Source organism: Pelagibaculum spongiae (assembly GCF_003097315.1).
GTDB classification, from domain to species: Bacteria; Pseudomonadota; Gammaproteobacteria; order Enterobacterales; family Pelagibaculaceae; genus Pelagibaculum; species Pelagibaculum spongiae.
In genome coordinates this window covers 226264-242234 of the sequence record NZ_QDDL01000003.1, presented here as the reverse complement: position 1 = coordinate 242234, position 15971 = coordinate 226264, and the positions used below count along the sequence as shown (strand labels likewise).

Below are 15971 nucleotides of genomic sequence, written 5' to 3'. Positions count from 1 at the left end.
TTTTGAGTAAACCCAGCCAAACTTTGGTCTGGCCAGCGGCTAGTTATAAGTAATTTTATATCAGTATCGATTATAAGGAATCCCGATGAATGTTTGGCTCGCTTCTGATTACCAATCACTATTTGTGAATGACGTCCCTTTAATGGACGTTCGCGCGCCAATTGAATTTGAAAAGGGATCTTTCCCCAATGCAACCAATTGCATGCTGCTGGATGATCTCCAGCGAGAGAAGATCGGTACCGAGTTTAAACAGCAAGGCCAAGATGCTGCAGTTGATTTGGGTGAGCAATTGGCTACTTCAGAGATTCGCCAGCAGCGACTAGACAGCTGGTTAGCATTTCACCAGCAAAACCCAGATAGCCTTTTATATTGCTTTCGCGGCGGTATGCGCTCGCAAATTACTCAAAAATGGTTAGCTGAAGCTGGCGTCGACAAAATGTATGTTGAAGGCGGTTATAAAGGCATGCGCCAATATTTAATCGAGCAAACGGCACAAATTGTTGAAGAAAAAAAGCTTTATATTATTGGTGGATTAACCGGCATTGGAAAAACTGAATTAATCTGGCAATTAGATAACACTATTGATTTAGAAGGTCGTGCCAATCACCGAGGTTCTAGTTTTGGTCGTCGGGTGGGTGGTCAGCCAAAAATTATTGATTTTGAAAATGCATTAGCAATCGACATGATTAAAAAATGTCACCAAGGTTGTTCGTCTTTGGTATTAGAAGATGAAAGTCGCTTGGTAGGTGGTTGTGTTATTCCACCCGTGCTGTTTGATAAAATGTGTGAATCTTCAGTGATCATTTTACAAGAGCCGGTAGAGCTGCGTTTAGAACGGATTTATCGTGAATACGTGGTGGAATTTCATCAAGAATGTCACAAGGCATATGGCGAAGAAGCCGAGCAAATGTTCAGTGAAGGTTTGATTCAAGGTTTGGCGCGTATTAAAAAGCGTTTGGGCGGTGAGCGTTTTGAAACAATGAATGTTCTGCTAGAACAGGCATTAGCATTATTTGACCAAGGCGTTGAAAATGCTCGCAGCTGTTTTTATCAGTTTATCGAACTGCTTTTGGAAGGGTATTATGACCCGATGTACCATTATCAGTTAGAAAAGAAACGTCAGCGTATTGTTTTTGAAGGTGATCGACAGCAAATTGCTGAATATCTAGCAGATAAATAATATTCATTTATTAATGCCATGTCTCGGCATTACTTATTGCAGGCTAGCTATTTATCTAGCCTGCAAGCGTTAAAATCCAACGTCTAATATTCCATTTCAGATGAACACAGTTTGTTTTTATAAAAATGCCACCGATGTTTTTTATAAAAAACTAATTGCCTGCTGATTAACCATCAGTATCGCGAAGAATCACGGCGAAACTCAATGCAATGATGAAAATCTCTTTGAAGCAGCGAAAGTTTGAGTTGTTTTAAAACTGATTTTTTATGACCGGTTGGCTGAGATTCAGGATGACGAGTAGGTTTGAATCAAAATATTGGAGGCGAATATTAAAAGTAGTGTAGCTGTAAGCCTTTTAGTTTAAGAGGATTAAGTGTAACCTCTAGGGTAAAATTAGATATTTTAAAACGACTAAGTTGATCTAAACGTCTTGGTACTTCAAGATTTTTATGCCATGATCCTTCTACTACATTCCAGTAATTATCCATCCATGGATCACAAATATACGCATCTTTCATTCGCCAAAAAACCTCTGGCACACATGCTGTTGGATCAAATGAAGTGCCAAGCCACACAGGAAGAATTTCATTAGACACTAGTAATACGCTATGTTCAGAAAAAACGGTATTGTACTGACTTAAAAAATTAATACTTAAATAATATAACTGAATAGCTTTACCTTCACCCTGTATGAACTTTTTATTTATTTCAAATGCTGCAAGCGCGACCATATCTGAGCACACTCCGTAGTATGGTTTAGGCCAATTATGCAAGCAATTCCCGTAATCAGAAAAACTTTTAGAGTACACGTCTAGTAAATTACTCTCACCTGTATAGAACTTATTGAATGAATCCATGGCATGTGGCAAAGGCAGTTCTAGCTTACGCAGCTTCGAAAGCTGCTTACTATATGGTTTTTCGTATATGGGATAATTTAAAGCTAGTTTCTTCAGTTTACTAACCAGTGTGTATTGTTGTGTGATCGTCTGGTCTTTTTTCTGCATAGCGGTCCCATACTCGCTGGGTACATTTTTAGCCAGCATAGACAACTCTTTTCTTATTCGAAATACCCCCCACTTCGCAATTTGCTCTAATTCTTTTTTAGAAACCATTATGTCTCTCCCTTTTAAAACTTAAACACCTGACCATTCGAGAATACAATTTTCTATAAACTGCGGTGTTTTGTGTCAACATTCGATGTTTGTGTAGGCTTAGCAATTACTAAATAAGATGCGTTGGGTAATGCAAAGTTGACTGTGTAGGAAAATATAGTAGTTTCTCAGTGGGCTTACCTCATCGGAGGTAATTAATTAATGCATTCATCCATCCACACATCCAGTCATCTATGTGTGAGACGATTAAGGGTCTCATTTAGCAAAGCTTTCGTCTTGTTACAACAAAGACTCTCGAACAGATACGATTAAAATTAGTGCGAGGCGGTGAGGGCTTTTGGTGTGTAAATTCAAACGCTATCGCATTTGAAGGCAGGCGAGTTGCCCGCGCTCCCAGTTACTTTGATAAGTATGATTACTAGTTTTGATTTACGGATGACCAGCGCCAAAGCTTAGTTGTGCTTGAACTGACTTGTTTTATGGCTGATTGAGATTCAGAACTACGAGTAAAGCACGGGTAAAAATGTTTTGGCGGGTATTAAAAATAGTGTGGCTGGTAACGATTTACACTTTACTGCCAGCATCCTGCCTTTCCTTTAATTTTAACTTCCAAAACTACGCCCTTAGGACGTAGCTTTTGAAATTATAATAAAAAATATTTTTTCTTTAAACAATACTACTTGGTAGTTGCATTTTCAACAAACTTCTTTCGTAACTGCCTGGAGGGCCATATTTAGGTAAAATTTTATGAATTTCATCAAGGAAATAACAAACATTTTCCATTGTGCTTTTTAAAAAAAAAGTGAAGCCAAGGTTTGGGTCGTATACTGAAATTTTGTCTAGCAATTTATATACACATATTGCGTGGCCGGTATTTCCTGTGCATCCCATTTGAAAAAAATAACAACAATTATCATGTTTTTCCATATATGAAGCATGCTGATAGAAACTTTCCTTTCTTATAAAACCTCGTGATGAAACCCTATACTGAGGGCAGATCAACTTTACTAAATGAGCAGTGTTACGCATCCTTATTTGCATAAACTGATAGCCTCTTATTTTCCCAATTCCTTCTAGTGATTGTACTTGATCTATTAATGATTGATAATCAAAGAAAGTGTTAATAACAACCATAGTGAGGCCGAAACAAGCGCCATTTAAAGCTGAGTTATCACTTTTTATTATGGAATCTTCATTTGTTCTTATTATAGTTGCAGGCATATAGGTTAATCGATCTATATGATCTATTTGATGATGCTCGTATACATGGCCATTGTATTTTTTTGCTAAATCTGAAAAAGCACTATGATTTCTAGGAAGATAATGATTGCTGGGACTGAGGGCGGGAGTTGGCATAAGCATAACCTCTAATAATATGCGTTTTTAAATGAAGATTTTCTCTAAATAAAACACGGGCAAACAATGGTTCTTTGTGGTTGTCACTCTATTTAGAGCTTTGGAATTTAATAATCATTCTGTAGTTTGAGGCATTATTTTAATAAACCACCAGGGTAGCTTACCGTCTCGCTCCAGTCGGTCCTCCAGTACTTCTTTTTCCATGGCATCCAACTTGACACTCGTTTTGTAAACTTTATTTACCAGTCTCGCTACTGGCCGAATTGCTTTGTAAATCATTGTCTTTGTGAGTCTTTATGCTTTATGTGTGGTTGATATTTCTCTTGTAATTTGGGCAGTATTTCTTCAAGACAATCCGCTATGAAATCAGCAGTTACTTTTGAAGGATTAAACTAGAGATAACTTTCGGATGTTTCTGGCAGTAGAATTCCAAAGGGCGTCAGCTTTTGTTTTGGTGCAAAATCATGGTCGTATGCATTATTTTCTGACGGCATTTAATTCGTCGAGAGAAATCACCAATACCCAGTGTCGCCTTGGCATCCATTGACAGCTCGAGGATACCTTTTGTTAAATCGGCCACACAATTGATTCGGTGAACCTGATCAAATGTGACATCTGTTTCAGGTGTTTTTAAAGGGTTGCATTTATGCACTTTCATTGGGTGATAGCCCAATTGATTGAGTTTGTTTAAAATAGTTCTTTCGCAAGGGAGGGTTTTGTCTTTGTATTTAAATTGAGAAATTAGTTTCTGGCGAACCATGCCCGCAGTGATGGGGGTATAGCTTCGGGTGCTACGGAACGTGGGATCAGTCTGTGAAGTGGGTTCAACAATCTCTTGAATATGGTCAAGCAGCTGTGGCGGTCGCTCTTCAGCCTTTTTTCTACCGCGCAGGTGGAATTGATCTTGAAAATCCTGGCCGGTGGCTAGCTCAATTGCGCCTTTCTGAATAGTGGAACGACTCCAGCCGAGGTGATCTTGTGCAAAAACTTGCCTGCCTTTAAGTTGATTGGCAGTATCTTCCCATAACTTCATGTCTTTCGATTTAGGTATGTCTAACACAGCAGGAAACAATCTGAATACGATATTTGTTTGGCAGCAAAATAATTGAATAGTTCAGATTTTTTTAAAGTTTATGTGCCCTTTTATATTTAGCGAATTTTTGATAGGCAATAGAAAAATAAAAAAGTTAAGGCGAAATATGATTTGTATTTAAAGCTCAAAAATACGCTTCATTTTGTTAGCTTTAGCTATGGGGATTTAACTCTTGACTTAGAAGGTTGAGCGATCGAGTTCTGGAGCATCGTTACAGAAGTTACACATCAGAGTTTAAAATTAATTGTTACTTTTTAGTTGTGACAAAATTTCTTCGTTAGGTGCTCAAAATTGATGCAATTTTAAAGCTAAATGTGTTGGTGGAAATGTTTTAACGCTATTTAAAATAGATGCTTAAGGAGTGTGTAGTTAACAAAGATTGCGGGCATCTTCTTGTATCTATACCACCTAGTATTGCTGCAAGTGATATTGCAGGAAAAATTAAAAAAAGTATGACAGTCTGCTAGTTATTAGTATTCTGTGCATTAACAAACGTCACTGGAAACGAAAGTAGCCTATTTGTGTTCCTACGATTTAATCCAATTTATAAATCGTTTTCCCGCCGACAATAGTCTGTTCTACCTTCACCTCCAATAAATCTTCCGCGGTCAGTGGATTTTGCGAAAGTACCACTAAGTCAGCAAATTTCCCCACTTCGATTGAGCCACGATTATCTTCTTGAAAAACTTGCCAGGCGGCATCAATCGTCATAGCGCGTAGCGCTTGTAGCACGGAGATGCGCTGATGGGCGCCGATCACTCTGCCAGACATAGAAGTGCGGTTAACGCTGGCCCATAGCAAACGAATTGGGTCTATCGGCGTAACCGGTGCATCGCTATGAATACTAAAGCGCATTTGATTCTTTACTGCCGAACCGGTTGGGCTCATATTCGGTGCGCGGATTGGCCCCATGTGGCGGGTGTAATGTTGATCGCCCCAAAAAAAAGTGTGGCCTGGGAAAAAACTAGGCGTAATACCTAACTGTTTCATTTTTGGCAGTTGGTCATCGCGGGTCATTTGGGCGTGAATTAGAATAAGTCGTGGATCATCTGCTGGGTAAAGTTGCTGGGCTTTTCCAAAAGCCTGAATAATATTATCAATCGCCGCATCGCCGTTGCCATGAACCGCCATTTGAAAGCCAGCCTTGTGATAACCGACAATTAGTTTTTCCAGTATCGGTTGATCTATTGCAGGAAAGCCCCGAAAACCGGGCGTTTCCGGTGGGTTTTGATAGAAGGGTTGCGACAAGTAAGCTGTTCTTCCTTGTGGGCTGCCGTCAGCTAGTAGTTTGACCGGGCCAACCAGGAATCGATTGGTTTGATAGCTTGCGGGTTTAAAGCTGCCATTAATAAGTTGTTTGCTCAGTGCATCGTGTTTTGGAAAAGCCACTAGCCGAAAAGGTAGTGCGCCAATCTGACTAGCCCAGTAAAAGGTCTTGATTAATTGGCCATTAATACCGCCGCTTTGCGCGGTGGTAATGCCGCTCGCGGCATATTCTTGTTTAGCTAGATCAAATATTTTGTAGTAATCGAGCAAAGAATAATCTGCTAGTAAATCTTTTAAGGTTAGCGCGGCTTTTTCTTGTAACAGCCCATTTAATTGACCCGTTTTTAAATCCCGACCAATAATTCCGCCCATTGGGTTGGGTGAAGATGAATCAATATTTAGCAATTCTAGCGCAGCAGAATTGGCAACGCCCATATGACCTGAGCTGTGCCATAGGTAAATGGGTTGGCTGATTGAGATTTGATCTAGTTCTTGCAAAGTAGGGTGACGTTGTTCTAGTAACGATGAATCGTCATAACCAAAGCCCAGTACCCAACGGCCTTTTTCAGTTTTTTGGGCCTGTTTTTCGACTTGCTGCAACAATTGAGAGATAGAACGGATGGGGCCAATTGGTGGTGGCGATAAATCTGCTGAAAAAGAAACCAAACCAGAGGCAGGGAAGTGGCTATGGGCATCGATAAAGCCCGGTAACATGGTTTTTTGTTGTAGGTCGATTAGCTGGCTGGCACTGGTTTTCAGTTGTAAAATTTTCTGGTCATTACCTACCTGCTCAATTTTTCCATCGCGTACTGAAACCGCTTGCGCAGAGGTATTGTTTTGATCCAATGTCAGAATATTGCCATTGAAATAAATCTGATGCGAGGGTGTAGATTCGGCTAAAAATCGTAAAGAAAAAAATATAATGCCAGCTAAAACAATTAAAGCAATCACTGCTTGTAGTAAACGATAACCCAACTTTTTGATCACTGTATAGCCTCAGTTGATTGCTTGTGCTTCTTGTAAATGATGCGCCCGAGAATGATTGAAATAATAAACAAAATACCCGCTAGCCATAATTGGCTTTGTGAATTGAGTTGTATGCCATTGCCGGTCAAAACAAAAATAGCGGCTTGCGGTAAAAAGCCAACAACCGAAGCCCAGAAAAAAGTCATTGCAGAAATATTGCTAGTGCCAGCAGCTAAATTGGTTAGCATATTAGTGCCCACTGGTAAAAATCTTAAGGTGAGGATTTTCAAAAAAGCCTGCTGTTTTATCAGTGTGTCCATAGTAGTAGTTGCTTGAGGGTAGCGTTTTAACACCCAAGGCCTGGCTAGCGTTCTTGCCATGGCAAAGGTCAATAGTGCACCGATGCTGATACTAACAATGGCTGACAACAAGCCACCAGCAAAACCAAAAGCAAACCCTGAAGTAATCGCAATAATCTGCCGTGGCATGCCAATAGCAACCGTCAAACTTGAAGCAACCATGAATAACAACATACCGGTGATGCCAGCGGTTTGAATTTTTTGTGCCAAAGCTGCTGGGTCAATCCACTGTTGAATCAGTGATTGGATCGGAACTAGCCATAGCACAACACCGAGAAGTGCTAGTCCGGCAAAGCCGCTGAGCAATATGAGGTTTTTATGTAGCGACTTTATAAATGGCTCCTTGGCTAGCGATTCAAAGGATTGTCTAATGGTAGTGCTTATATTTATTGTGACGATTTGTTTTGTATTGGAGTTTTTTGTCTCAAGAGAAGCGCAAATCACCGATACAGTTATCTACGATAACAGATAGTAGAAAAAGTTGGTTCAGTGAATTTTGTTAGAAAAATAGTGGTGAGTAAAAGTGCCCGATGTTTGAGCAGATAACCAAACTGTTTTGAGGTTCTGTGGGCATATTTTGAAGTGACATGGTTATAAAAATTCAACTTTCTGATTGGCCAGAAAAAACATGGTATTCAACCTATAAAGTTAGGATTATAGCGGAACTGAATGCTATTTCTATTTCCGCTAATATACAGCGATTTTAAATTACAGCCTGCTTATGTACTCTTTTGCGTTGAAAATAAAGTGTTTTTTATAAAAAATTAAATTTATTTAATTTAATTGTGAACTTTATTGAACGTGACTATTCAAAAGAATCGATTAAAACATAAAAAGGTATCACTATAATGAAACGCTTTCGGGTGGGGGCTTTATCTCTGGCTATCGTTGCAGGATTATCTGCGAATGTATCTGCTGCAGAATTAGAAATTCAGATTGAAAACCTGACAAATGGCATTTATTTCACACCGTTTGTTGCTGCGGCTCACACTGCAGAAACAAGTATTTTTGAGACGGGAATTGCTGCTTCAGCATCTCTAGAAGCTCTGGCGGAAGGTGGCGATATTGCATTGGTTCATGCAGATTTGACTGCTGCCAATGCCAGTGTATTTCCTGCTAGCTTGGCTGAAGGTTCGCCAAGCACTGGCGTTACTTTTCCTGCTGCAAAAACGCCAAACGTTGAAGTTAGCCCAGGCGTAACTGCTCCAATAATTCAAGTAACTAGCAGTGAAACTAATGCTTATTTATCCGTTGCTGCGATGTTATTGCCAACCAATGATGCATTTGTTGGTTTAAATTCGTGGAAGATTCCTACTGAAGCTGGTACTTACACGATTAACTTGAATGCGTATGATGCGGGTACAGAAGCCAATACTGAGTTGCTTGCAGTTGATGAAAACTCTGATGCAAATTTAACGATTCCGAACCCGTCAGACTTGGTTGAATCAGGTAGAGGCTTTCGCGGTACTGGCGGCCTAAATGGTATTAATGGAATTTCTGGATCGGATAATAATACCAACATACATATTCACCGCGGTAGCCAGGGCGACGATAACCTAGATGGTGGTACGAGTGATCTGGATTCCAGAGTACATCGTTGGTTGAACCCGGTTGCAAGAATTACCGTAACCGTTAAATAAGCGAGGGTTTCCAAATGATTAACAGGAAATTACTTGCCTTATCTTTAGTTGGTGCAACCGTTTTGGCTGGTTGTGGCAACAACAATAGTGACGATAAAACTGCACCGGTCGAGCCAGTTGCGGAATATCAGGTCACTGTAACCAATTTAACTAATGCACAGCCGATGTCAGAAGTCGCGATTGTGCTGCATGAAACGGGCTATCGTGCTTGGGTTGGCGGACAGGCAGCTTCGGTTGAATTAGAACATATGGCCGAGAGCGGAAATCCTCAGCCATTAATTGACCAAGCAGTAGCAGATGCAAGTTATCTGCAACATGGTGTAAATCCAGCGATATTAAAACCGGGTGAATCTGCTGAAATTAATTTATCAGTATATGAAGCATCAACCGACACCCGAATTAGTGGTTTTACCATGCTGGTAAATACTAATGATGCATTTACCGGTTTAAATAATGTGTCGCTGGCTGCTTTGGCAGTTGGTCAATCGGTGAGTTATCGCAGCAATGTGTATGATGCGGGCACCGAAAGGAACACTGAAGTAGCAGGTAGTATTCCTGGCCCAGCTGACACCACTGCAGATAGCGGTAACTTTTCAGCAGTGCGGGATGACTTCCAAAATAAGGTGGCCTTGCACTCAGGTGTTGTAACTGCAGACGATGGATTAACCGGTTCTGTGTTAACCAGCGTTCACAAGTTTGATAACCCGGCAATGAGCATTAAAATTACTCGAATGCGTTAATTTAGTTTCGTAGTTAATTTTTTTGCAGTGAATGTAAAAAGGCGATTTAGTACTTAACTAAGTCGCCTTTTTATTCTCCAATTTTAAGGTTAAAATCACCGACTTTATTCGGTCAACTTTAGCTATGATAAATTTAATCATGGGAAAAATTCACAAGGTGTAGGTTTGTATTGATGGGGCTTTCAGTCCGTAGTACGAAGCTATCGGCTTTAGCCAGTGATTGTTAGTTAGATTGATTTAATGAAGTTCAAAATACCAGCAGTAACCATCAAAACAACAATCGAAAAAAAATCCCGATATAGAAAATTATAATCTATTCAAAATGCTCTTGCTTGTATTCCATTAAGTTCTAACTATTGAATGGAGACTACCCACCAGTCTGCAAGTCCCGCCGGCTGATTTGTTATCCGTTGGATTTTCTAGCAGCCCTAGCTATAGATATTTTGCAGCCAGGCCGCTTAATAAATTGTAATTGTCTAACCATTTGTAAGGCGAATCAATGTAATGCTTGAAGTGAGTTGGTCGGCAAAACTGGCTAATCACCTGCCAAGGGGCGTTTTTTAGTTGGTTGACAAGCCTAGATCAGGTAAAATTTCTCGCCTTTATCACCTAGCTGATCAGACTATGTTGGAAACTGCTTCCACTGAACAAAGAATCAAAGATCTCCAGGCGCGTTTAGACGTCCTGAGGGGGTACCTTTGACTATGTCGTCAAGAAAGAACGACTAGAAGAAGTTAATCGTGAGCTTGAATTACCTGAAGTCTGGAATGAGCCTGAGCGGGCGCAAGCTTTAGGAAAAGAACGCTCATCATTGGAAGCGGTAGTCGAGACAATTGAGTCGCTTGATTCCGGCCTTTCTGATGCAGCTGAACTGCTTGAAATGGCTGCCATGGAACAAGACGATGATCTGTTTCAGGAAGTGTTAGGTGACTTGGAACGACAGCAAGAGAAATTGGAAACACTAGAATTCCGCCGGATGTTTTCAAATGAAATGGACCCGAATAACTGCTTTTTGGAAATTCAATCAGGCTCTGGTGGCACCGAGGCTCAAGATTGGGCCAACATGATTTTACGCATGTACTTGCGCTGGGCAGAAGCCAAAGGTTTTAAAGCAGAACTGATGGAAGTCTCGCAAGGTGAAGTAACCGGCGTTAAAAGTGCAGTGATTCAAATCAGTGGCGAATACGCTTTTGGTTGGTTGCGCACCGAAAGCGGCGTTCATCGGTTAGTTCGTAAATCTCCTTTTGATAGCAACAGCCGCCGACATACTTCATTTGTTTCGGTCTTTGTCTCCCCTGAAGTAGATGACGATGTTGCCATTGAAATTAATCCAGCCGACTTACGCATCGATGTTTATCGTGCTTCAGGTGCAGGCGGTCAGCACGTAAACCGAACTGAATCTGCGGTTCGAATTACCCACTTGCCGACCAATACTGTGACCCAATGTCAAAACGATCGCTCGCAGCATAAGAACAAAGATCAAGCGATGAAACAGCTGCGCGCAAAATTGTATGAGCTGGAAATGCTCAAGCGCAATGCAGACAAACAAGCAATGGAAGACAGTAAATCTGATATTGGTTGGGGCAGTCAGATCCGTTCTTATGTTCTGGATCAATCGCGTATCAAGGATTTGCGAACGGGTGTCGAAACCGGCAATACCGGTGCAGTACTTGATGGAGATTTGGATCAGTTTATCGAAGCCAGTCTCAAGCAAGGTTTATAAGTTTATTTTAGCTAGATGTATGCCCAAAGCATTTTCAAGCGCAGCGGGTGTATCTGGTTACCTGATTTTTTTCGCGGTGATGTCGCCGCAGTAATTACTTTTGCAGGTTAGTTATGTCAGAAAATATCCAACAGGATGAAAACAAGCTGATCGCGGTTCGCCGTGAAAAGTTAAATGCCTTACGTGAACAAGGAAACCCTTTTCCTAATCAGTTCCGTAGAAGCGATTATGCTGAGAACCTGCAGAAACAATATTCGGATAAATCGAAAGAAGAACTGGTTGAATTAAATGTTCAAGCGTCGGTTGCTGGTCGAATTATGTTGAACCGTGGTGCTTTTATGGTACTGCAAGATATGACCGGTCGCATCCAGCTATATGTTAACCGTAAAGGGTTGGATGGCGACGTATTAAAAGGCATTAAGAGCTGGGACTTAGGCGATATCGTCGGTGTTAGCGGTACTTTGTGTAAATCAGGTAAAGGTGATTTGTACGTTAATATGGAGCAGGTTGAGCTGCTGACCAAATCTTTGCGTCCATTGCCAGACAAGCACCATGGCTTGGCTGACCAGGAAATGAAGTATCGCCAGCGTTATGTCGATTTAATTGTTAACGAAGAATCGCGCAACGCATTTAAAATTCGCGCAAAAATCGTCAGCGGTATTCGCAATTATTTAGCGCAGCGTGATTTTGTTGAAGCCGAAACACCGATGCTGCAGGTTATTCCAGGTGGTGCAACAGCACGTCCTTTTGTAACCCATCACAATGCACTGGATATCGATATGTATTTACGTATCGCACCAGAACTGTATTTGAAGCGTTTGGTCGTGGGTGGTTTCGAGCGAGTATTCGAAATTAACCGTAACTTCCGTAACGAAGGTTTGTCGACCCGTCATAACCCTGAATTCACCATGTTGGAATTTTATCAGGCATACGCTGATTACAACGACCTGATGGATTTAACCGAAGACATGCTGCGTACCGTTTCTAAAGATGTAATGGGTACCACTGAAATTACTTATCAGGGTGAGCAGTTCGACTTCGGTCAGCCATTTGTTCGCATGTCGGTGTTTGATTCAATCTTGCATTACAATCCTGAGTTGAAAGCATCTGATATCGACACATTGGAAGGCGCGACTAAGGTTGCGACTGACTTGGAAATCCCGTTAAAAGATTTCTACGGTCTGGGTAAAATCCAGATTGAAATTTTTGAGAAAACGGTAGAGCACCGCTTAATGCAGCCTACTTTTATTACGCGTTACCCGACTGAAGTTTCTCCGTTGGCGCGTCGTAATAATGATGACCCATTCGTAACCGATCGCTTTGAGTTCTTTGTTGGTGGTCGTGAAATCGCTAACGGTTTCTCAGAGTTAAATGATGCAGACGATCAGGCGCAGCGTTTCAAAGATCAAGTAGCTGAGAAAGCTGCAGGTGACGATGAAGCAATGCATTACGATGCTGATTACATCAACGCATTAGAGTATGGCTTACCGCCAACGGCAGGTGAAGGCATCGGTATTGACCGTTTGGTCATGCTGTTCACCAATGCACCTACTATTAAAGATGTCATATTGTTCCCGCATATGCGTCCGCAAGAAAAGTAAGTTTCAGTTTTTTAATGTTTAATAAAAACCTGCGGTAAGTAATTTCTGCGGGTTTTTTATTGCCTTTTTAATAGGTTAGTTGGTTTTAGTAGTGATCATTGTAAATATCTAGCGGGTTAGTCTTTATGGCTTATATCACTAGAGAAAAACTGCACCTTGTTTTTACTGGGAGCGCAGGCGGCTCGCCTGCATACGAATGAGACAGCGTTTGCGTTGATTTTTTGCGCCTTCGGCACTTTGCAGGCGGGCCGCCCTCGCTCCCAGTGTTGAGTTATCGAGGTATAATATCTATTGCAAGAAACCAGACGAATATCTGGCGGCTTCCTGATAGAAATGAAAGCGTAATCAAATTGAATTGGATTGGATTGGTATATGAGCAAAGAAAAGCCGCCGTGGTTTGTTTACATGCTGCGCTGTTGTGATAACAGCCTTTATACCGGTGTGACCACCGATATTGTTCGTCGTGAGAAAGAGCATCAAGCAGGCGGCAAGTTAACTGCAAAATATGTTAGAGCAAGGCTGCCGGTAAAGCTGGTTTATAGCGAGCAAGTTGCAGACCGATCGCAGGCTTTAAAGCGTGAAATTGAAATTAAAAAACTACCTAAAAAAACCAAAGAGCAATTAATGGTGGCTCAAGAAAAGTTGTGAGCTTGTGCACACTTGTTACACCAAATACTGTTGTGCTTTCGAGCAGAGCGGCTGCATAAGTTTTTCTTTTTCCTCTAACGACAAGGCTATGATAGGATGCGCCCAACAATGCATGCAACATGCATCTATTAGTCACACATTTGTTTTCATTAATAAAAGTGACTTGTCTTTTGGTTTTGTCGTTATAAGAGGTGAGCGGATGTTTGGTTGGTTCAGCAAAAAAAAGAACAAAGCGCCTGAGCAAAAACCGGTCGCTGTTGAGGTTAAATCTGTAGCACCTGGAACAGGTATCAGCTTCAAGCCAGATTTGATCAAGAAATATTCCAGTGATCATCAAGAGCTATTGGGCTTATATGGTCAAGTTGCTGAAAAATTACAACAACAAGAATTTAGCGCGATACCCGCTTTATTAAAGCGTCTACAAGATGCGCTGCGTGCTCATTTGTTGGATGAAAATCTAAATTTCTACATCTATATGCAGCATTGCTATAAAGCAGATGAAGACAACCTTGAGTTAATCTCAGAATACCGGCGTGAGATGACCGATATCGGCCGCACTGCATTTAGTTTTTTAAAGCAATACGGTGAACCAGGTGCAGATGTATCCAGTGCAGAGTTTCGCTCGGTATTTGACCAAATTGGTGAGGTGCTCACACGGCGTATTGATGCTGAAGAAAACTACTTGTATCCGCTATATCGTCATCCCGATGAGTTTGCTGTGTTATAAAAATACTGCTTCAGTAAAAACGGTGCTCCTTAGCGCCGTTTTTTTTCAATTCAAAGATAACGATCTAAGTCATGGGTGGCAGGCTTTTTCTGTCATGAATAGAGCAATTTTGAATATATAAATGTTGGGTGCGCCTATAGGCTTACCCAACCTACGTTAGTTCGGTATTAATTGAAGCTTTTGGAATGAAAATCAATTGGTTTTTGTAGCCTGAGTAAGCCTACGACGCTCCCGGGAATTGAGAGTTTACATTGAGTAGACGCCGATTGAACGGCCAAGTTTATATGTTCTATTTCGGCAAATTAATGCAAGAACAAACGCAACGTTTAATGCAGTGACATAATACATCTCGTAAAAAGGCTGAATGCCGCTGCAAGCATATCTATATGTGTAATATATCCACACCCGTTTTAAATCGGCCGGTTAATTAACACCGGTATCAGCAAACTAATCTGTTCTCTTTTGTTGTCAAGCAGTCAAACCCATATACAATCAATACACCTCAACAGGTCTAAATTGCATGGAATGCAGTATTGCTTTGGAATCGAGCAATTTTCTTACTGGTGAAAAACAATAATACAGTGGGTACAAGGATGAATAATAAGACTGTTGTCGCAGCAATTGTTGCTGCTTCTGTAATGATCTCTGGTTGTGCAGCTACTCATACTGCCATTGCTAAGCGAAATCTTGATGTGCAGACCAGAATGAGTGCAACCATCTTCCTCGATCCGGTTGACTCAGATAAGAAAACGGTTTTTATCCAGCAGCGAAATACTTCTGACAAGCAAGATTTAAGTCTTGAGCAAGAGCTTCGTAGCGCACTGGCTAGCCGCGGCTATAAAGTGATGAATGAGCCGAGTCAGGCGTATTATTTACTACAAGCCAATATTCTACAGGCAGGTAAAATTAGCCCAACTGCTGCAGAACAGGCATATAGCGGCGGCTATGGCAGCTCTGTTGGTGGCGTTAGTGCAGGTGCGGCGGCAGGCGGCTTGGCTACCAGTAGTTGGGAAGGGGTCGTAGGCGGCGGTTTGGTTGGCGGTATTGTTGAAACCGCAGCCAATGCATTTGTTCAAGATGTCACCTACACCATTATTACCGATATTCAGTTATCTGAACGTGCCGGTAATGTGCAGGTTTCAGAAAGTAGTCAGCACGACCTCAAGCAAGGTACTTCAGGTGCCCGAACCGTCAACTATAGCGGCACTTCAGACTGGAAGCGCTACCAAACTCGTATAGTCTCTACTGCTAACCAGGTGAATCTAGATTTTCCCGCAGCATTACCTGATTTAAAGAAAGGCTTGGCGAACTCGCTGGGCGGCATGCTCTGATTGTAATTAAGTAGCTTAATAGAAGCGGCGAATACCCAAACCATTTCAAGGTGAAGAATTTTGAAATGGTTTGGGTAGATATGCGCCGTTTGTTTTTTAAGGCTTAATGGTTTTGCGAATGATGAGCAGTGGAATATATCGCAGGAATATTCACTGGAGCCAGATATGAAATCCTGTTATTTTACCTCCACACTAACAATAATACACGCCAAACAAGGCGTAGACTCGG

The 15971-nt window shown here is 41.3% G+C and carries 13 protein-coding genes; 8 read left to right on the top strand and 5 right to left on the bottom strand.

Annotated elements, in window-relative coordinates:
• Positions 1-85: 85 nt before the first annotated feature.
• On the top strand, positions 86-1180 hold the full coding sequence (gene mnmH, locus DC094_RS10040; protein WP_116686977.1) for a tRNA 2-selenouridine(34) synthase MnmH: 1095 nt from the start codon (positions 86-88) through the stop codon (positions 1178-1180).
• A 329-nt stretch (positions 1181-1509) separates the two neighbouring features.
• Here mnmH and DC094_RS10035 read toward each other — a convergent pair whose 3' ends face one another.
• The 5 genes from DC094_RS10035 to DC094_RS10015 form a co-directional block, all read right to left on the bottom strand.
• Entirely contained in the window at positions 1510-2292 is a 783-nt protein-coding gene (locus DC094_RS10035; protein WP_116686976.1) for a hypothetical protein, read from the bottom strand.
• A gap of 666 nt (positions 2293-2958) precedes the next feature.
• Entirely contained in the window at positions 2959-3648 is a 690-nt protein-coding gene (locus DC094_RS10030) for a hypothetical protein (RefSeq protein WP_116686975.1), read from the bottom strand.
• 439 nt (positions 3649-4087) lie between these two features.
• The gene (locus DC094_RS10025; RefSeq protein WP_116686974.1) at positions 4088-4681 is read right to left on the bottom strand and encodes an ISAzo13-like element transposase-related protein; all 594 of its coding nucleotides are present in this window, start codon (positions 4679-4681) and stop codon (positions 4088-4090) included.
• A gap of 594 nt (positions 4682-5275) precedes the next feature.
• Positions 5276-6994 (bottom strand): amidohydrolase, encoded by a 1719-nt coding sequence (locus DC094_RS10020; protein ID WP_116686973.1) that lies wholly within the window; start codon positions 6992-6994, stop codon positions 5276-5278.
• Entirely contained in the window at positions 6991-7638 is a 648-nt protein-coding gene (locus DC094_RS10015; RefSeq protein WP_116686972.1) for a TVP38/TMEM64 family protein, read from the bottom strand. Before DC094_RS10015 ends, DC094_RS10020 begins: the two co-directional genes overlap by 4 nt.
• Positions 7639-8180: 542 nt before the next feature.
• Between DC094_RS10015 and DC094_RS10010 the strand changes: the two genes are divergently transcribed.
• The 7 genes from DC094_RS10010 (at position 8181) to DC094_RS09980 (ending at position 15742) form a co-directional block, all read left to right on the top strand.
• Positions 8181-8972: a spondin domain-containing protein gene (locus DC094_RS10010; RefSeq protein ID WP_116686971.1), complete on the top strand. Its 792-nt coding sequence runs from the start codon at positions 8181-8183 to the stop codon at positions 8970-8972.
• A 14-nt stretch (positions 8973-8986) separates the two neighbouring features.
• On the top strand, positions 8987-9712 hold the full coding sequence (locus DC094_RS10005; protein ID WP_116686970.1) for a spondin domain-containing protein: 726 nt from the start codon (positions 8987-8989) through the stop codon (positions 9710-9712).
• 624 nt (positions 9713-10336) lie between these two features.
• Positions 10337-11435 (top strand): peptide chain release factor 2 gene (prfB, locus tag DC094_RS10000; RefSeq protein ID WP_116686969.1). Its coding sequence is split into 2 segments (ribosomal slippage): positions 10337-10411 and positions 10413-11435, totalling 1098 coding nucleotides; the frame shifts between segments, so codons are not numbered across the junction.
• A 113-nt stretch (positions 11436-11548) separates the two neighbouring features.
• Positions 11549-13036, top strand: a complete 1488-nt coding sequence (gene lysS / locus DC094_RS09995) for a lysine--tRNA ligase (protein ID WP_116686968.1) — start codon at positions 11549-11551, stop codon at positions 13034-13036.
• Between the two features lie 372 nt (positions 13037-13408).
• On the top strand, positions 13409-13684 hold the full coding sequence (locus tag DC094_RS09990) for a GIY-YIG nuclease family protein (protein WP_116686967.1): 276 nt from the start codon (positions 13409-13411) through the stop codon (positions 13682-13684).
• Positions 13685-13796: 112 nt separating this feature from the next.
• Complete coding sequence (locus tag DC094_RS09985) at positions 13797-14411, top strand: hemerythrin domain-containing protein (RefSeq protein WP_158527283.1); 615 nt, start codon at positions 13797-13799, stop codon at positions 14409-14411.
• Between the two features lie 593 nt (positions 14412-15004).
• Positions 15005-15742: a complement resistance protein TraT gene (locus DC094_RS09980; protein ID WP_116686965.1), complete on the top strand. Its 738-nt coding sequence runs from the start codon at positions 15005-15007 to the stop codon at positions 15740-15742.
• Positions 15743-15971: the final 229 nt, after the last annotated feature.